Annotated in this window: 15 protein-coding genes, 1 tRNA gene and 3 pseudogenes; 11 read left to right on the top strand and 8 right to left on the bottom strand. The window is 31.3% G+C overall.

What is annotated here, in order from left to right; all coding sequences use genetic code 11:
• Nucleotides 1-28: 28 nt before the first annotated feature.
• On the top strand, nt 29-1,624 hold the full coding sequence (locus tag A9G36_RS00700; RefSeq protein ID WP_065568761.1) for a bifunctional aspartate transaminase/aspartate 4-decarboxylase: 1,596 nt from the start codon (nt 29-31) through the stop codon (nt 1,622-1,624).
• Nucleotides 1,625-1,769: 145 nt separating this feature from the next.
• On the opposite strand, the gene A9G36_RS00695 is transcribed toward A9G36_RS00700, so the two are convergent.
• Both A9G36_RS00695 and A9G36_RS00690 read right to left on the bottom strand, forming a co-directional pair.
• On the bottom strand, nt 1,770-3,722 hold the full coding sequence (locus tag A9G36_RS00695) for an acyltransferase family protein (RefSeq protein WP_065568760.1): 1,953 nt from the start codon (nt 3,720-3,722) through the stop codon (nt 1,770-1,772).
• 286 nt (nt 3,723-4,008) lie between these two features.
• The gene (locus A9G36_RS00690) at nt 4,009-5,967 is read right to left on the bottom strand and encodes an acyltransferase family protein (protein ID WP_255305577.1); all 1,959 of its coding nucleotides are present in this window, start codon (nt 5,965-5,967) and stop codon (nt 4,009-4,011) included.
• A gap of 1,529 nt (nt 5,968-7,496) precedes the next feature.
• Between A9G36_RS00690 and A9G36_RS00680 the strand changes: the two genes are divergently transcribed.
• A complete protein-coding gene (locus tag A9G36_RS00680; protein ID WP_141670595.1) occupies nt 7,497-7,730 on the top strand; it encodes a hypothetical protein in 234 nt (77 codons plus the stop codon).
• A gap of 15 nt (nt 7,731-7,745) precedes the next feature.
• On the opposite strand, the pseudogene A9G36_RS10440 reads toward A9G36_RS00680, so the two are convergent.
• A pseudogene (locus tag A9G36_RS10440) lies at nt 7,746-8,549 on the bottom strand (integrase core domain-containing protein).
• Nucleotides 8,550-8,626: 77 nt separating this feature from the next.
• Between A9G36_RS10440 and A9G36_RS10435 the strand changes: the two are divergent.
• The 4 genes and pseudogenes from A9G36_RS10435 (at nt 8,627) to A9G36_RS00660 (ending at nt 11,901) form a co-directional block, all read left to right on the top strand.
• Nucleotides 8,627-8,692, top strand: coding sequence for a DUF4113 domain-containing protein (locus A9G36_RS10435; RefSeq protein ID WP_081295248.1), 66 nt, complete (start codon nt 8,627-8,629; stop codon nt 8,690-8,692).
• Nucleotides 8,693-9,344: 652 nt separating this feature from the next.
• On the top strand, nt 9,345-9,806 hold the full coding sequence (locus A9G36_RS00670) for a GNAT family N-acetyltransferase (RefSeq protein WP_065568756.1): 462 nt from the start codon (nt 9,345-9,347) through the stop codon (nt 9,804-9,806).
• A 3-nt stretch (nt 9,807-9,809) separates the two neighbouring features.
• Nucleotides 9,810-10,715, top strand: a pseudogene (locus A9G36_RS00665) (SidA/IucD/PvdA family monooxygenase).
• A gap of 376 nt (nt 10,716-11,091) precedes the next feature.
• The gene (locus tag A9G36_RS00660; RefSeq protein WP_065585257.1) at nt 11,092-11,901 is read left to right on the top strand and encodes a class I tRNA ligase family protein; all 810 of its coding nucleotides are present in this window, start codon (nt 11,092-11,094) and stop codon (nt 11,899-11,901) included.
• On the opposite strand, the gene A9G36_RS10430 is transcribed toward A9G36_RS00660, so the two are convergent.
• From A9G36_RS10430 to A9G36_RS00650, 5 genes and pseudogenes are all read right to left on the bottom strand, one after another.
• Nucleotides 11,876-12,022, bottom strand: a complete 147-nt coding sequence (locus A9G36_RS10430; protein ID WP_442902640.1) for a DNA cytosine methyltransferase — start codon at nt 12,020-12,022, stop codon at nt 11,876-11,878. The two genes, A9G36_RS00660 and A9G36_RS10430, sit on opposite strands and share 26 nt — an antisense overlap.
• Nucleotides 12,023-12,060: 38 nt before the next feature.
• On the bottom strand, nt 12,061-12,453 hold the full coding sequence (locus tag A9G36_RS09790; RefSeq protein ID WP_141670594.1) for a hypothetical protein: 393 nt from the start codon (nt 12,451-12,453) through the stop codon (nt 12,061-12,063).
• Nucleotides 12,375-12,722, bottom strand: a pseudogene (locus tag A9G36_RS10425) (hypothetical protein); the annotation flags it as partial. The pseudogene A9G36_RS10425 and the gene A9G36_RS09790, both read right to left, overlap by 79 nt.
• Complete coding sequence (locus A9G36_RS10235; protein ID WP_065568752.1) at nt 12,695-13,000, bottom strand: DNA cytosine methyltransferase; 306 nt, start codon at nt 12,998-13,000, stop codon at nt 12,695-12,697. The pseudogene A9G36_RS10425 and the gene A9G36_RS10235, both read right to left, overlap by 28 nt.
• Nucleotides 13,001-13,338: 338 nt before the next feature.
• Nucleotides 13,339-13,426: transfer RNA gene (locus A9G36_RS00650), tRNA-Ser, on the bottom strand.
• A gap of 194 nt (nt 13,427-13,620) precedes the next feature.
• On the opposite strand from A9G36_RS00650, the gene A9G36_RS00645 reads away from it, so the two are divergent.
• Genes A9G36_RS00645 through truD form a run of 5 tightly spaced genes read left to right on the top strand, consistent with a single transcriptional unit; the run spans nt 13,621 to nt 16,505 of the window.
• Complete coding sequence (locus A9G36_RS00645; protein ID WP_034943493.1) at nt 13,621-13,938, top strand: TusE/DsrC/DsvC family sulfur relay protein; 318 nt, start codon at nt 13,621-13,623, stop codon at nt 13,936-13,938.
• 21 nt (nt 13,939-13,959) lie between these two features.
• Nucleotides 13,960-14,256: a cell division protein FtsB gene (gene ftsB / locus A9G36_RS00640; RefSeq protein WP_442902637.1), complete on the top strand. Its 297-nt coding sequence runs from the start codon at nt 13,960-13,962 to the stop codon at nt 14,254-14,256.
• An 8-nt stretch (nt 14,257-14,264) separates the two neighbouring features.
• Entirely contained in the window at nt 14,265-14,969 is a 705-nt protein-coding gene (ispD, locus tag A9G36_RS00635; RefSeq protein WP_081296636.1) for a 2-C-methyl-D-erythritol 4-phosphate cytidylyltransferase, read from the top strand.
• Nucleotides 14,970-14,975: 6 nt separating this feature from the next.
• Nucleotides 14,976-15,452, top strand: a complete 477-nt coding sequence (ispF, locus tag A9G36_RS00630; RefSeq protein ID WP_034943489.1) for a 2-C-methyl-D-erythritol 2,4-cyclodiphosphate synthase — start codon at nt 14,976-14,978, stop codon at nt 15,450-15,452.
• A 30-nt stretch (nt 15,453-15,482) separates the two neighbouring features.
• A complete protein-coding gene (truD, locus tag A9G36_RS00625; RefSeq protein ID WP_065568751.1) occupies nt 15,483-16,505 on the top strand; it encodes a tRNA pseudouridine(13) synthase TruD in 1,023 nt (340 codons plus the stop codon).
• Nucleotides 16,506-16,509: the final 4 nt, after the last annotated feature.

The raw sequence follows: 16,509 nt of genomic DNA, 5'->3' as shown, positions 1-16,509 counted from the left end.
TGTAATATCAATTTAAAGGTAAATTCTTATGAAGACTAAATCAGAGTACGCTAAATATGCTAATTTAAGCCCTTTTGAATTAAAAGATAACTTAATTAAACTTGCACAAAGCCATACAGATCATGTGATGTTAAATGCTGGACGTGGAAATCCTAATTTTCTAGCTACTTGGCCAAGACAGGCATTTTTTCAATTAGGTGTTTTTGCGGTGCAAGAATCAGAAATGTCTTATTCTTACTTGAATGAAGGGATAGGGGGCTTTCCAATTAAATCCGGATTAACTGGGCGTTTTGAACATTTTATTTATCAAAACTGTAACACCCCTGGTGTCTCCTTTTTAGGTAAAGCCTTTTCTTATATTCGTGATCAATTAGGGCTTGACGAAAATGCCTTTTTACAAGAAATGGTAGAAGGTATTTTAGGGTGTAATTATCCTGTTCCGGATAGGATGTTACAATTTAGTGAAGAGATAGTAAAAGCCTATGTTTTGCAGCAAATGGGAGCCCAATATCTTGATCGTGGTGATATTGATCTGTTTGCTGTAGAAGGTGGTACAGCAGCTATGGCTTACATATTTAATTCAATGAAAGAAAATGGTTTGATTGAAAAAGGTGATAAAATTGCAATAGGAGCACCTATCTTTACGCCTTATCTTGAAATTCCATCTTTAAATGATTATCAATTAGTTGAGATATTAGTTAATTCTGATCCTAACTTAAATTGGCAGTATCCTGAAGCAGAATTACGTAAATTGGAAGATTCTTCTATCAAAGCTTTCTTCCTGGTGAATCCTTCAAATCCTCCTTCTGTGAAAATTGATAGTAAAAGCCTGAAAATTATAGCTGATATTGTTAAAAAACGTCCTGATTTAATTATTTTAACCGATGATGTTTATGGTACATTTGCCGATGATTTTCAATCTTTGTTTGCTGTTTGTCCCCAAAATACTATCCTGGTCTATTCATTTTCTAAATATTTTGGTGCAACAGGTTGGCGTTTAGGAGTTATTGCAATAAATAAAGATAATGTTATTGATAAAACTATTAAAACTTTACCAAGTAAAACAAAACAAATTCTGAATAAGCGTTACAGTTCAATTGTTACTGATCCTGAGAATCTTAAATTTATCGATCGGCTAGTTGCTGATAGTCGTGCTGTTGCATTGAATCATACCGCAGGACTTTCTACCCCGCAGCAGGTACAAATGGTATTATTTGCATTATGCGAAATGATGGATGCCGATGAAAGTTATAAATCTATATTAAAATCATTAATTCGCCGTAGAGCAGCTTCACTTTATCAACATGTTGGTCTTAAACATCAAATAGATGAAAATAGTGTCGATTACTATACATTAATCGATCTTGAACATATTTGCCGAGAACTTTATGACGATAAATTTGCAAAATGGATCTTAAAAAATAAAAATCCTTCTGAAATGCTCTTTAGGATTGCTGATGAAGCAGGTGTAGTTCTTCTGCCAGGTAAAGGGTTCGCTGTTCAACACCCATCAGCTCGTGCATCTTTAGCTAATTTAAATGAGCACCAATATGCTTCAATTGGTTTATCAATGCGCAAACTTGCTCAAGAGTATTATGATGAATATAATGCAAAAAATAGATAACTGATTTATTTGATAATAAATTTTCAATATAAAAAATATAGCCTTAATTAATTTGGGGCTATATTTAAGTTTTTGTATTCTTAATTAAAAAGTGGCAGATGATGAAAAATAAATATTTTTATCATCTTGTTCACTTATTAATAAACTATTCATTTGCTTCTTTAGCTAATTGTTGCCAAAAAGCTTGTTGTGTTGGTAAAACTTCTTGTGACCATAATCGTGTTACATATTCATTTAAATGGCCGTCATGAGAATATGCAATTAACCCTTTGTAAATAGGCCATTCTTTTCTCGATTTTTCATTTAATCCATTTAATGGATCGAAAAAAATTGCTTTTCCATAAATGGAATTTTGAATCATTGCGTTAGCAAATTTTTCTTGATTAGTAATAAATTTCTTACTTTTAAAAGGTTTATTGTGCAAGAAATAAACCATAAATTTTTCATGCTCTTTAACATTTATCCAAGGTGCTTGGGATAGAACAATTGTTTTTTTATTGTATTTAGTTATATTAGTTGCTAAATAATTAACTATTAAATGTTGTTGTTTACCTTTTTTATTGTAAGCATATGCATTATATCGTCCTGCGTATATTAGAATTTTTGCTTCTTGTATAGCTTTGGTAACTTCTTTTCCTAACTTCAAACATTTTCTTTTAAATTCAGAAGGTATTATATCTAACTTAATTTGTTCAGGTAAAAAAGTACAAGCTGGAGAATTAATAATTTTTACAGCAAATCCATATTTCTTCCCTGCTTCATCAAGATAAGGAGAATAATGTCCCGAATGAGAATCACCAAATAATAATATATTTGCTCGTTTTGTTTTATCACCAAAAATACAATTGCCTTTAATTTCACCCATACAAAAATTTTCTGCTGGATTTAAATATTCTGTTTGTAAATAGTAAAGTTGAAGTCTTTCTAGGCTATGTGTATTTAAAAATTTAGTTGATTTTTGTGCATAATAGATAGTTAAAATTACTGTTACAGGTAGAATGTAATAGACAATTAATGAAAATTTAAAACTTCGTTTTTTCAAACGACAAGGTCGTTCAATAAAATAATAAGTTAATATAGATATAAGCAAAGTACCAACTACAATCCAAAAGTATTGCTTTGGTTTATAAAACTGCTCGACAAAAAGGTATTTTCGCGACAGCACAATTATAGGCCAATGCCATAAATATAGAGAATAGGATATTTTACCTATAAAAACAATGGGTTTTAATGATAGCAATCTAGAGACTATAGTTTTAGGGTGGTAAAAATATAAAATCAAACCTGTGCTAATTGTTGGAAAGATAGCCCAAAAACTAGGAAATAATATTTTATCTGAAAATAAAGTAACTGATAAAGATATCCCAATAAAGCCTATAAGTGTTAGTACATTATTTTTCGTAAAATTTGTTCCAATATATTTATTTTTATCTCTATATATCGATAAAATTCCCAAAATAGAGCCTATTAATAGTTCACCAGCCCTCCCAGTAAGTAATGAATAATAATTGTATTTAGTTAATAATCGAGCTAATGGTGAAATTTGAGCTAATAAGAAAGACAGGAAAGCTATAATGACAAAAACAATTAATGCTATTTTAGTTGCAGATTGCTGCTTTAACCTTAATATTAATAATAATATAAATGGTAATATAATGTAGAACTGTTCTTCAACGGCTAAACTCCAAGTGTGCAAAATTGGCATTGATTCTGCAGATGAATCCCAATATCCTCCAGTATGCCTTGCAAAAAACATATTTTCCCAGAAATAAGTTGTTGATTTTAAACTACGGAAAAACAACATAAAATCATTAGGTAATAATATATACCATGAAAAAAATGCAGTGAAGAGCATGACGAAGAAAAAAACCGGTAATATGCGATTAATCCGTCTTTGATAAAAGTTTTTAAAACTAAATGTATTATTGATAATTTCACCATAAATTATTTTGGTGATAAGAAATCCTGAGATAACAAAAAATATATCTACACCAATAAAGCCACCATGTAGCCAATGATGATTAAGGTGATAAGCAATAACTGCGATGACTGCAAATGCCCTAAGCCCATCAATATCAGATCTGTATTTTAATTCCATCTATAGAACCACCGAATTAAGGTTTCTTAATATTATGCTCTTCATACGTATTACTGGGTGTTGCATATAATTATCTTTTTAGATAAAAAGTTAAATAGAAAAACAACGCCACTTTCAAAAAGAGAGTACTTAAAAAAACAATTTTGAAGCATAAAAATTAAAAATCATAACGTTATGTATTAAATAAAAAATTAATTTGTTTGTGAATCTTAATATTTCCCCTATATTTAAAGAAACTATGTGCAAAATCAAATATGGGGGAACAGTATATTATGATACGAGTGATTTATTCATTTGCTTCTTTAGCCAGTTGTTTCCAAAATTCTTTTTGTTTTGGTAAAACTTCTTTGGACCATTGACGAGTTACATACTCACCTAAATGACCATCATAGCTATAAGCAATTAACCCATTATATATAGGCCACTCTTTTTTAGATTCTTCGTTTAAATCATTCAATGGATTGAAGAATATTGCTTTACCTTTTACTTCTTCTTCAATAAGCTTATTTGGTAATTTTTCACTATTAGTGATAAAGTGGCTGCTTGTAAAAGGTATGCCCTGTAAATAATTAGCTATAAATCTTTCATGTTCATTTGTATCAATCCATGGAACTTGAGCTAATACAATAAATTTTTTATTAGTTTTATCGATAAATTTGGGCAAATATTTAACAATTAAGAGTTCTCCATTATAATCGTAACCATTATAACGTCCTGCATATATTATTATTTTTGACTCTTCAATTGCTTTAGTGACATCCCTTCGAAGATCTTCACAATCTTTTTTGAATCTAGAATCGATTAAATTTAAATCATATTGCTCTGGTAAAAAAGTGCAAGCATGCGCATTAATAATTTTTACAGCAAATCCGTATTTTTTACCTGCTTCATCTAAGTATGGCGAATAATGGCCAGAATGAGAATCTCCGAATAGTACAATATTAGGTTTTTTAGTTTTATCTCCAAAAACACAATCACCTACAATTCTACTAATACAAAAATTTTCAGATGGATCTAAATATTGTCCTTGCAACTTATAAAGCTCTAATTTCTCTTTATATCGATAATCTAAAAATTTAGTCTCTTTTTGCATATAATATACAGAAAAGATTACTAAAACGGGAAATATATAATAAGTAATAAAAGAATATTTAAAGCTTCTTTTATTAATCCGGCAAGGCCTCTCAATTAAAAAGTAAGATATTATAGATAAAATTAAGGTAATAAGGGAAACAATAATGTATTGCTCTGCTGAGTTAAATTCTTTAATAAAGAGGTATTTTCGAGTAAGAACAATTATCGGCCAATGCCATAAATATAGAGAATAAGAAATTTTACCAACAAAGACTACAGGTTTTAAAGATAATAATCTTGATACAATGGTTTTAGGATGATAACAATATAGAATTGTAGCAGCACTAATAGCTGGTATAACAGCCCAAAAACTAGGGAATAGTATTTTATCAGAAATAAAAGTTATAGATAAAACAATTCCAATCAAACCAATAAATGACATTATATTGCATCTAATGAGCAAAGCTTGTTGCTGTGCTAAGTTGTTAAGACCATTATGTTTGTTATCTATATTAACTGAAATAATTCCAATAATAGAGCCTATTAATAATTCACCAGCGCGTCCTGTAAAAAGAGAATAGTAGTTGTATTTGGTTAAAAATGCAGATTCTGGTGAAATTTGAGCTAGTAAAAATGATATAAACGCAATTATAAAAAGAACGCTCAATACTAATTTAATTGATCGTTGTTTCGTTTTTAAAAGAATTAATAGAATAACGGGAAGAATAATATAAAACTGTTCTTCTACAGCAAGGCTCCAAGTATGTAGTATTGGCATAGATTCAGCTGAAGTATCCCAATACCCGCCTGTATTTTGCGCAAAAAACATGTTTTCCCAAAAATAGGTAGTCGATTTTAAACTGCGTAAAAATAACATCAAGTCTTTTGGTAAAAAGAGGTACCAGGTAAAAATTGAAGTGAGAAGCATTACACAAAAAAAGACCGGTAAAATGCGGTTTATTCGTCTTTGGTAAAAATTTTTGAAACTAAATGTATTATTGCAAATTTCACTATAAATTATTTTGGTAATCAAAAAACCAGAAATCACAAAAAATATATCAACACCAATAAAACCGCCTTGTAACCAGTTATTATTTAGATGGTAAATAATTACAGAAAGTACAGCTAATGCCCTAAGTCCATCAATATCAGATCTATACTTTAATTTCATTGCAGCCACAATACCTTGAATAAAATTGTAGCATTATATACTTTTTCTAATCATATTAGAATACATAGAAAATGTTTTATACTTGCTAATAAAAAATATAAAAGGTGATATTAAAATAACAAGTTAAACCTAGATAAATAATTATTTATATTACACTTCATATAATTCAATTATTAAAGAAACGGTACCAATAATGATGAAGCTTAAAATTTAATCATTTTAAAGTAAAGAATATATTATGTTTTTCGTTAATGTTATTTGGATAAATAAGATGCACCAATTTTATGGATTTGTTTAATTATAGGTTGCTTACTTTAGATGTATATAATAAACAAATTTATAAAATAGCTTTTTATTAATGTTAATACAAAATTATTTTTGCTATCACTTTACGAATTTATACATTGTTTCTATATAACAGATAATACACAGATATTTGGTTAAGTTTTAGTTGAATAAAAAACAAGGCGAGATGTTATTTGAAATCTAGAAAAGGATATGGCGGAAGCGCAGGAAAAAGCTGGAATTCGAATTTAAATTTAACTCATTGATTTTATGTAAATTATTCATGCTTCATCTTATGTGTAAATCTCTGTTCTACCTTTGGGTCTACCTTTTGAAAATGGATTATTTTGGACTGGTATGGATTAAAATAATATGATGTACAATCAAAGTCAAACCTAAATTTTGAGTGTCCAAATTATTTATTTGCTAACTATTTTAGCTTCTCCGTTAATGGAATTACGTTATTCCTTAGTCGATGCAACTGAAAAGCTTCAGTCAACAAATTAAATGAAATATATTGAATCATTATTCTTGATAATGTTATAAATGGCATTGGCATATTTATGCCTTTATAGCAAAGGAGATTGGCGTCTCCAAACACTGAATGTATTCGCTATAACCGGTATTAATTTATTCATTAAGTTAATACTTGTTCTGTTATGGCGAACTATGTACGGGGCATCTTCAGATGCACCGATTCAGTGTTTCGGTACGCCAACCTGTGCATAGTTCCGCCTCTCTTTACTGATGTTTAAGTTGTCTGTTTATTGTGAGGCTCATTGATGAGGGTTATCATGCGAAGCAACAACTGGACACCACGGAAAGTAGTCTCAGAACTTAGTCAAAAAGGAATCAAACTTGACCAATTGATACGAGATAATCATATTGATATTAGAAATTTTACTGATTTTGAATCTTGTATAGCAAAAGTTTTAGATATTCCCCTGCAAACTATCTGGCTCTCTCATTATGATAAAGATTAACTATTCACTTTTAATCACTTGAATCCTCATAGATTTATTTAGGTCTTATCCAATATAAGTCCTATTTTGTATGTTATTTTTATTTTTTTACACTAAAATCTATTGATGTTCGCACTATATGCTATATATTTATACATGTTCTTTTTTGCCACGATAATTAGAAAAATAGTGGAAATTTCTTTACTTTAGTTTTTAGGAGTTCTCTTGCACAAATTTTGTTGTATTGTGCTTGGCCGTGTTGATGCCTCTATTATAAATCAGTTGACGTTGGTAGATACGCCTGTTAGAGCGGGATTTCCTTCTCCTGCCGATGACTCTAGACTCATTATCCAAGCTGCGCAAAAGGGATTACAGGCCATTTATAAAAAAGGTTTTTTGTTTATGAAAGCGGGAGTGATGTTACTTGACTTACATGCTAAGCATACGGATACACCGTATGATTTATTTGAAATGTCTACAAATGTAGAGCAAAAGAAAAAAATGATAAGTTGTTAGATTTAAACGGGTTGTTTACACTTTTTGATTAAAATAAAATTCAAGTATCTCATAAGGTGTCGCACTATTCAAACCTTTATGTGGTTTAACTGTGTTATAGAAATTAAGAAAACGACGTAATTTAGCTTGGCGGTCTGCCGAGTCGATAAAGTGCTTCTTTTCGTTCCACATTTCCATGAGTGTTCTTATTACCGGTTCTGCCTTACCATTTGTTTGCGGACATGCTGGTTTTGTGAATTTTTGATTAATCCTATTATCTCGACAAAGCTTAACAAAAGCATGTTCCTGCGTGCCTTTATACTCCCGCCCATTATCCGAATAAACACACTCAATAGTATACGGCACTTGAGCTAACACATCACGCTGTAAAAATGCAGCAGAACTAAATTGAGATTTATCACCATAAATTCCTGCGTATAATTCACGTGAATAATCATCAATGCCCACAAAGAGATATTCTCGGCGCAAGGATTTTACTTCACCTTTCAGCAACGGTAAACGTTTGGTATCAACATGGAACATCTAACCAAGATAACGTTTGTTGTAACGCTTAGCCTGGCGTTTTAATCGCGCTTCAATCGATTTTTCGACTTTAACTAACCGCTTAATACCATATTTGATGGTTTTATAGCGCTCATTCGTACTAAGTTGCGGTTTAAACAACTTGTGACGACAAAGTTTTAATGCTTTGTAAATCGTTGGGCGACTGACGTTAAATCTTAACGCCAGAGACGTAACTGTCACTTTATCTTTATTGTATAAACGCCAAATCTCTTCTCGATGATACGGCGTTAGTCTAGTATTTTTATGCATATTCATTACAGTATTTTCTCCTAATACTGTAAACAACGCTAGAAAATCTTACAGGTGGAATAAGAAAACAGGCACCTTGACAGATTAAACGTGAATTACTGAGTCCTTGTTATACAACACGATGGGATGAGTTACCTTATGTTAGATAACTCTTCCTTGCAAACAACCATAAACGACAGCTAAATATTATTTATATGTATGCCGTATAGTAATGATTAAGAGTTCTAGTAAAGAAAGTTTTTTCTTAGATCTTTCTTTAATAATACGCAAGAGAAAATGCTTCACTAAATGAATGCCGCGGCTCAATATCATTTAATTTACTGCTTCTTAATCCTTTTTTATCATTTGGATTTTCCAACAAAGCATAACCACACACGATAGGATGTGCTTTACTTTTGATAAAATAGTCAATCTTATCATCTATTTTATTGGTTTTTCAATGACTCTTCTGCGTTTTTTAATAAAGAAATAGCCGCTATTTTTGCTAATTTAATCTAATGAAATTGAAACATCAAAGATGGAGTCGCCAGCAAATCTATGTATTTTCATAAGCTCAGGTTTCACTTTTTGGGCATTTAAATCAGTAATATCAAGAGCAAGTGCCAAATTAAAAGAGCCCGTAATTTCACCGTCCTGTTTAATTTTTTGTTAGAATTAAGATCCATTCTGAAGAAATATGAAGAGTACAACCTTAAAATATTAATCTATGTTATTAAAAATAAAACATTGAATAAAATATATAATCCGTTTAATATTATGATAATAGTTATCTAAATGGCATCATGAGGGATATATAAACATATGAATATTCCATTTAATATAATACAAGGAACATTAAACGAGCTTGATGATATATCATTACTTTTTTCTGAATATCGAGAGTTTTATGGTATTGAGGATTGTAATTCTGAATCAAAAAAATTCATTAAAGAAAGATTGATCAACAATGATTCAATAATTTTCCTTGCCTACGACAATAAAATAGCATGTGGTTTCGTACAGCTATATTTTTCATATTCTTCTTTATCCATATCACCAACTATAATTTTGAATGACTTATATATTATAAAAAGCTACAGAAGGTACGGTATTGCAACCCAATTAATGGAAAAAGTAAGAAGCTTTGCTAATAATTCTACATATAATGGAATTTCATTATGCACATCAATCGAAAACCACAAAGCTAGAGCTCTGTATGAAAAATTAAATTATAAAATTGATGATCAATTTATATATTATTTTTTAAAACTACATAAGGAATGATATATGAAAATTTATGATTTTGTTGGAGTTGGATTTGGACCGGCAAATCTTTCAGTGGCGGTTGCTATGGATGACGCTGGTATGTTAAACAAAGATGGCTTACAAATTAAATTTATTGAAAGTAAAAGCGAGTTTGGCTGGCATCCTGGAATGTTACTTCCGGAAGCGGATATGTAAATATCTTTTTTTAAAGATTTAGCAACATTAAGGAATCCTACTAGCAAGTATACATTCTTGAATTATCTATTTTCATCAGATCGTTTAGAAGGCTTTGCAAATTTAAGAAACTTTTTCCCTAGTAGACTGGAGTATAACGACTATTTAAAATGGTCAGCAAATCACTTTAATGATTATGTTTTATTATATGGTCATAAAGTTGTAAGTATTAATCCCATTTATGATGGTCATTTAATTGATCATTTAGAAATTTGCATTGAAGATAATAATAAAACAATCAGCAAATTGTATGCAAAAAATATTTCATTAGCAACAGGCATAACTAAAAATATACCCGTGGGAATTTTCTTAGATGAAAAAAATAAAAAAATAATGCATCCCAATGATTTTTTAAATAATTTGGAACATGAATTTAATGATAAAAATTCAGATTATAAATTCTTAGTTATAGGATCTGGACAAAGTGCAGCAGAGATAACTAATCATTTATCAGATCATTATCCAAATATAGAGTTATGTTTAAGAAACTATTCACTATGGCCAGCAGATGAAACTGAATTTTCTAACGAGATTTTCAGTAGCCATTCAGCAAAAAATTTTTTTGCTTATGATGAAAAACTTAAAGAAAAAGTGTTACTAGATTTTAAAAATACAAATTACTCAGTTGTAGATTCTGCATTGATAAAGCAATTATATAACAAAATGTATTCTCAAAAAGTATCCAAAATTTAATTCATAAAATTAATCAATTTTATGAATTAAAATCAATTGATGTTGAAGATAACATTGCTGTTTTTTATTCTTTACAAGAAAAAAGCATAAAAAAATTAAATTTTGATGGCATATTCCTTGCTACTGGATATGAATCTAAAATTACTGAATCATTAAGTAATTTAGAGCAATTTTTTATAAAAGATAATAATGGTCGATTAGAAGTAACAAACAATTATTTAGTAAAAACAAATAGTAGTGATTTCAAACCTAAAATTTTTATTCAAGGGGTCAGTGAACACAGCCACGGATTGAGTGAGATTCTCCTATCTTTAATCTCTTATAGAGCAGAAAAAATAATAAATACATTATCTGAAACAATAGGATAAAATCATTTATGAAAATTATTAATATTGATAAAACAAAAAATTTTTTTTCTTATGGACTCAAATGTAGTTATCTATTTCCGGAAGAATTAATTTCAAATCCACCACTTGGCGCCATGAGAGCTATAGTCAAGCCTAATCAAGCATCTATTATTCATAACCATCATGAAACAGAGATATTTTATATAATTAAAGGAAAAGGAATTGTTGAATCTAATTCAATCCAATATTCTGTAAGTGAAGGTGATTTAATTCATTTTTCAGCTTTTTCTGATCATACAATTACTAATTTATCTAATAATGAACCTTTAGAATTTTTAACATTTTGGTGGGAAAATCATGATGAAATTAATTATAAATTAAATGAATTGGATATTATTATTGGAAAAAATATCTTAGTTACCGCCACTCCTCAAACTCCTAATGGTGATTTGCATTTAGGACATATAGCAGGGCCATATTTAGGTGCTGATATTTACTCAAGATTTATGCGTTTTCAGGGAAATAATACTTATTTTCTGTCAGGAAGTGATGTAAATCAAACGTATGTATTGACAAAATCAAAACAAAAAAACATTATCCCTTTAGAATTAGTAGAGACTAATACCAATTGTATTAAATCTACCTTAAAAAAGTCCTTAATTACTTATGATGCTTTTTATAACCCGTTTGAAATAGGTGACTACAACCAAGAAATACAGAAATTTTTTCTTGAGTTATATAATGATGGTTGTCTAATCATCAAAAAAAATCTAGAGTATTTTGACAGTGATAAAAACTTGCATGAAGCTTATATTAGCGGTACTGTAAAAGATGAGTAATCACATCAACTGTCCATCCATTACCAATGCATTTATAACGCTGATTATCAGAAATTCTCTCCGAATAGCCATCATCTAGCGTTTGTAATCGTTCACACTCTACAGGATGTAACCGCCTGATATACGGATAAGCTAAAATGTCATGCTGGTCAACGGTCGTTAACGTATAAAACTTATCACCCTCGCCAAAGCGCCCCCATTACCTCTAACGTTTTCTTTGTTTGGCGTTCTACATTTAAATAGATAAAACCTCGTCTGGTTGCCTTGAGAGCTCAACGTAATAGATTTATCATAGATACGGTAAACACGATTGGATTGCTGTTCTTTACCAAAATATCCCACTTTGCGTGTTGCGTTTTCGTTTAAAATGAGTTTTTCGGTTTGCTGCGGTGAAATGAAATATTGTGAGACTTCGATGAAATTGCCTTGCCAATTGGCATACATTCGGCTGGTGAGCGTGATGGCTTTGTTGGCTAGATTACCAATTTGTGAGTATTTCTTTTGTAGCTGAAATTGTTTTTTTCCCACCAATGATGCCAGCCAGAGGAGCATAAATACGCTTCTGAGAAAACAGATAACAGGATATCAGCCAATAGAATACCTTTATCTTTGGATTGTGGTGCTTGCCAGTTAAACCAGTACAGTCGTTTACGATTCTGCGCACAGACTAAATTACTTTCAATCATCTGTGGTTCAACTTTCATATACTCGGTAATGACTGCTTGATGTTCCTTTTTCATGCGAACATTTTCAAGTAAAAATTTCACATGCGGATTGAGTGACTTGATATGATTCAAAATATCCACAAAGGTGAAAAAAAGTTGCCCGCGTGGATCATCAAAACCAAGCCGTTTGCCGGCAAATGAAAAGGCTTGGCACGGGAGCCTGCAAGCACCAAATCAATTTTAGTCCAATCAATATCCCATGTTCGCCAATTGGTTACATCCCCCAATCGAATGATATCAGGATAATTTTTTTGACTAACTTGAATCGCAAATTTATCAATTTCTGACGCATAATAACAAGTGACAGGAATTTTGGCTCTATCGAGTGCAACTCGTCCACAACTAATTCCATCAAATAAACTTAATATATACATAGTGTATCTCCTAAAGGTTAATGTGGCTTATGCCACACTGGAGATACTGCTAAATTAAGATATCAAAAGACCGTTTAAATCCAATATTGCCATGAATAATTCCCCAACATATTTTTAATGGGTTGAATTATGCAAAGAGGGATAATCGAATTTAATAATAAATACAAAATGGTTTGAGTATTTTTCTTTCTACCTTTTGAAAGTGGATTGGTATGGATTAGTCTGGACGAGTATGGAATTAATAGAAAAATAAAAACAAAAAAATCCACTCAAACCCCTGATAGTAAAGGTTAAAATGGATTTCTTTGGACAACTGTGGAATCTGCCACAAAAATAAGTGGCGGAAGCGCAGAGATTCGAACTCTGGGAGGGTCGCCCCTCGCCGGTTTTCAAGACCGGTGCTTTCAACCGCTCAGCCACACTTCCGCAATGGCTGTGAATATTAAAGGATACGAGTTTATTTGTAAATAGCTTTTTCTAAAAAAAAGATTACTTGCTTTAATTTTCATCTATTTTGAGTGTTTTTAGCGTTTCAGCGATAGTTTTGTCATCAAAATTAGTGTTGGAATCAATTTAATTGAGTATAATATCACGCAAATAAAATAGCATACATTAGAGAAATGTTAGAGCAAATAAAAACTGATAATAATGGTTACTTGAAGAACTGGCAGGACTGGTCCATTGATTTAGTTCCGGAACTGGCGTTAAAAGAATCAATAAGTTTAACTGATGCACATTGGGAAGTTATTTTATTTGTTCGCGATTTTTATTTAGAATATAAAACTTCGCCTGCTATGCGTACTTTAGTCAAAGCAATGGAAAAAAAACTTGGTTTAGAAAAGGCTAACAGCCGTTATTTATATAAATTATTTCCTGGCGGACCAGCAAAGCAAGCGACTAAACTAGCTGGCTTACCCAAACCTGTAAAATGCATATAGATAAAGGGAAATAATGAATTCATGATGCGATGGAAATTACCTTTAATCTTACTGATCTTGTTAGGTTACCTTCAATATTCTTTGTGGTATGGAAAGAATAATGTTTATGATTATAAAGCTAATTTGCAAATGCTATCAAATATGCGTCAGTATAATGATAAGCTAAAAATACGTAATGAACAGATGTTTGCCGAAATTAACGATTTGCAGCGTGGCTTAGAAGCAGTGGAAGAACGTGCCCGTAGCCATTTAGGTATGATTAAACCAGACGAATATTTTTATCGAATTATTATTGACTCTAACACTCATCAACAATAAGGCAATTTGTGAACAACCCTTCTAATATTATTGCAATTGTCCCTGCCGCGGGAATTGGTAGCCGAATGAATAGCCAAATACCTAAACAATATTTGAAAATTGGTTCGATGACGATTTTAGAACATACAGTGGATAAATTATTAACACACCCTAAAATAGATAGAGTGATCGTTGTAATTAATTCTAATGATAATTTATTTAATAAACTCCCTATTGCGACAAATGATAAAATTAGTGTAACTTTAGGCGGTCAAACTAGAGCAGCTTCTGTTTTAGCTGGCTTAAAGCTGTTGCATAGTGAACAATGGGCTTTAGTTCATGATGCAGCTAGACCTTGTATCGATCACCATGATATTAATCGTTTGATTGAAGCAGTGATGAATGCAAAACGAGGTGGTATTTTAGCGATGCGAATTAGTGATACGGTGAAACGATCTTATCAAGATAATGATAGCATCATTGAGCATTCGGAAGATCGTACTCATTTATGGGGGGCTGCGACCCCACAATTGTTTAAAGTAGACGAATTAAAGTTTTGTTTGCAAAAGGCGTTAAATGATAATGCCGCAATTACTGATGAAGCTTCGGCAATTGAATATTGCGGGGGGCATCCTTTATTAGTTGAATGTCGACGCGATAATATCAAAATTACACGTTCAGAAGATATTGCATTAGCGACTTTTTATATAAAAAATCAGATTTCAAAAAGGTAGAAAAGCATGAGAATAGGTCATGGGTTTGATGTACATAAATTTGGTGGGGAAGGTCCAATTACCTTAGCTGGGGTAAAAGTATCTTACCCATATGGTTTAGTTGCACATTCTGATGGTGATGTTATATTACATGCAATCACCGATGCTTTAATTGGGGCATTAGCATTAGGTGATATTGGTAAGCTTTTTCCTGATACTGATCCTAAATATAAAAATATTGATAGTCGAATGTTACTCAAAGAGGTATATCAAATTATTCGGGCTAAAGGCTACGAGCTGTGTAACTTGGATACAACTATAATTGCTCAAGAACCCAAAATGCGTCCTCATATCGATCAGATGCGAGTTAATATTGCAGAAGATCTTAATGCTAATTTTGACCAAATTAGTATTAAAGCGACAACGACAGAACAACTAGGTTTTACTGGACGTAAGGAAGGTATTGCTTGTGAGGCTGTGGTATTGTTGACTAAAAAACGTTAAATAGAATAATTTAAATAGTGAGCCAAATAAGTGTTAGTAGAACTTAATTATTTGTATGGAAAACCAGTAACAACAGGGCAATATAAACAACAAAATAAGGATTTTGAGGTAACTGAAGATCTTGGTTTTGAGTTGAAAGGCGATGGTGAACATGTTTTAGTTTATCTACAAAAAAGTGATTGTAATACTGTTTTTGTTGCTGAACAATTAGCCAAATATGTTGGTGTTTCAGCAAAGTTTGTTAGTTATGCAGGTTTGAAAGATCGTCAAGCTATTACTAAGCAATGGTTTAGCTTACATATGCCAGGTCAACAAACGCCGGATTTTTCTAATTTTGATTTGCCTGGATGTCAGATCTTAAATGTGACTCGTCATAATAAAAAATTAAAGATTGGTGCATTGAAAGGCAATAATTTTATTATCACTCTGAGAAAATTAACTAATAAAAGAGAACTTGAATCTAAATTAGCATTAATCAAGCAACATGGTGTACCTAACTATTTCGGTGAACAACGCTTTGGGCACGAGCAAAATAATATTATGCAAGCGATCAAATGGGCTAAAGGCGAGATTTCAGTTAAAAATAGAAAAAAAAGAAGTTTCTATCTTTCGGCTGCTCGTAGTGCTATTTTTAATGATATTGTAAGCCAAAGAATTGGGAGCAATCTGCATCAAACAGTCCTTAGTGGTGATATATTACAGTTTGCTCAGCGAGGAAGTTGGTTTGTAGCACAAGATGAAGAATTGCCAGTTTTACAACAACGCTTACTAAGTGGTGAAATTAATCTTACTGCTCCAATGGTTGGTAATTCTCCTTTTGGAACAATATCCCAAGCACTCGAATTTGAGCAAAACTGTTTACAGCACTGGTCAATCTTTTGGGATTTATTAAAAAAAGAACAAGTTGAAACAGCAAGGCGTTCAATATTATTAAGACCAGAAGGGCTTTATTGGCAATGGTTAGACAATGAAAGTCTGCAAATTTGTTTTTATCTACCTGCTGGTTGTTACGCCACAAGTGTGCTACGTGAATTGATAATAGGGAATAATTAACGTA

The sequence above is a fragment of the Gilliamella sp. Choc6-1 genome, assembly GCF_001690385.1.
GTDB classification, from domain to species: Bacteria; Pseudomonadota; Gammaproteobacteria; order Enterobacterales; family Orbaceae; genus Gilliamella; species Gilliamella apicola_A.
This window is presented reverse-complemented; position numbering and strand designations above follow the sequence as displayed.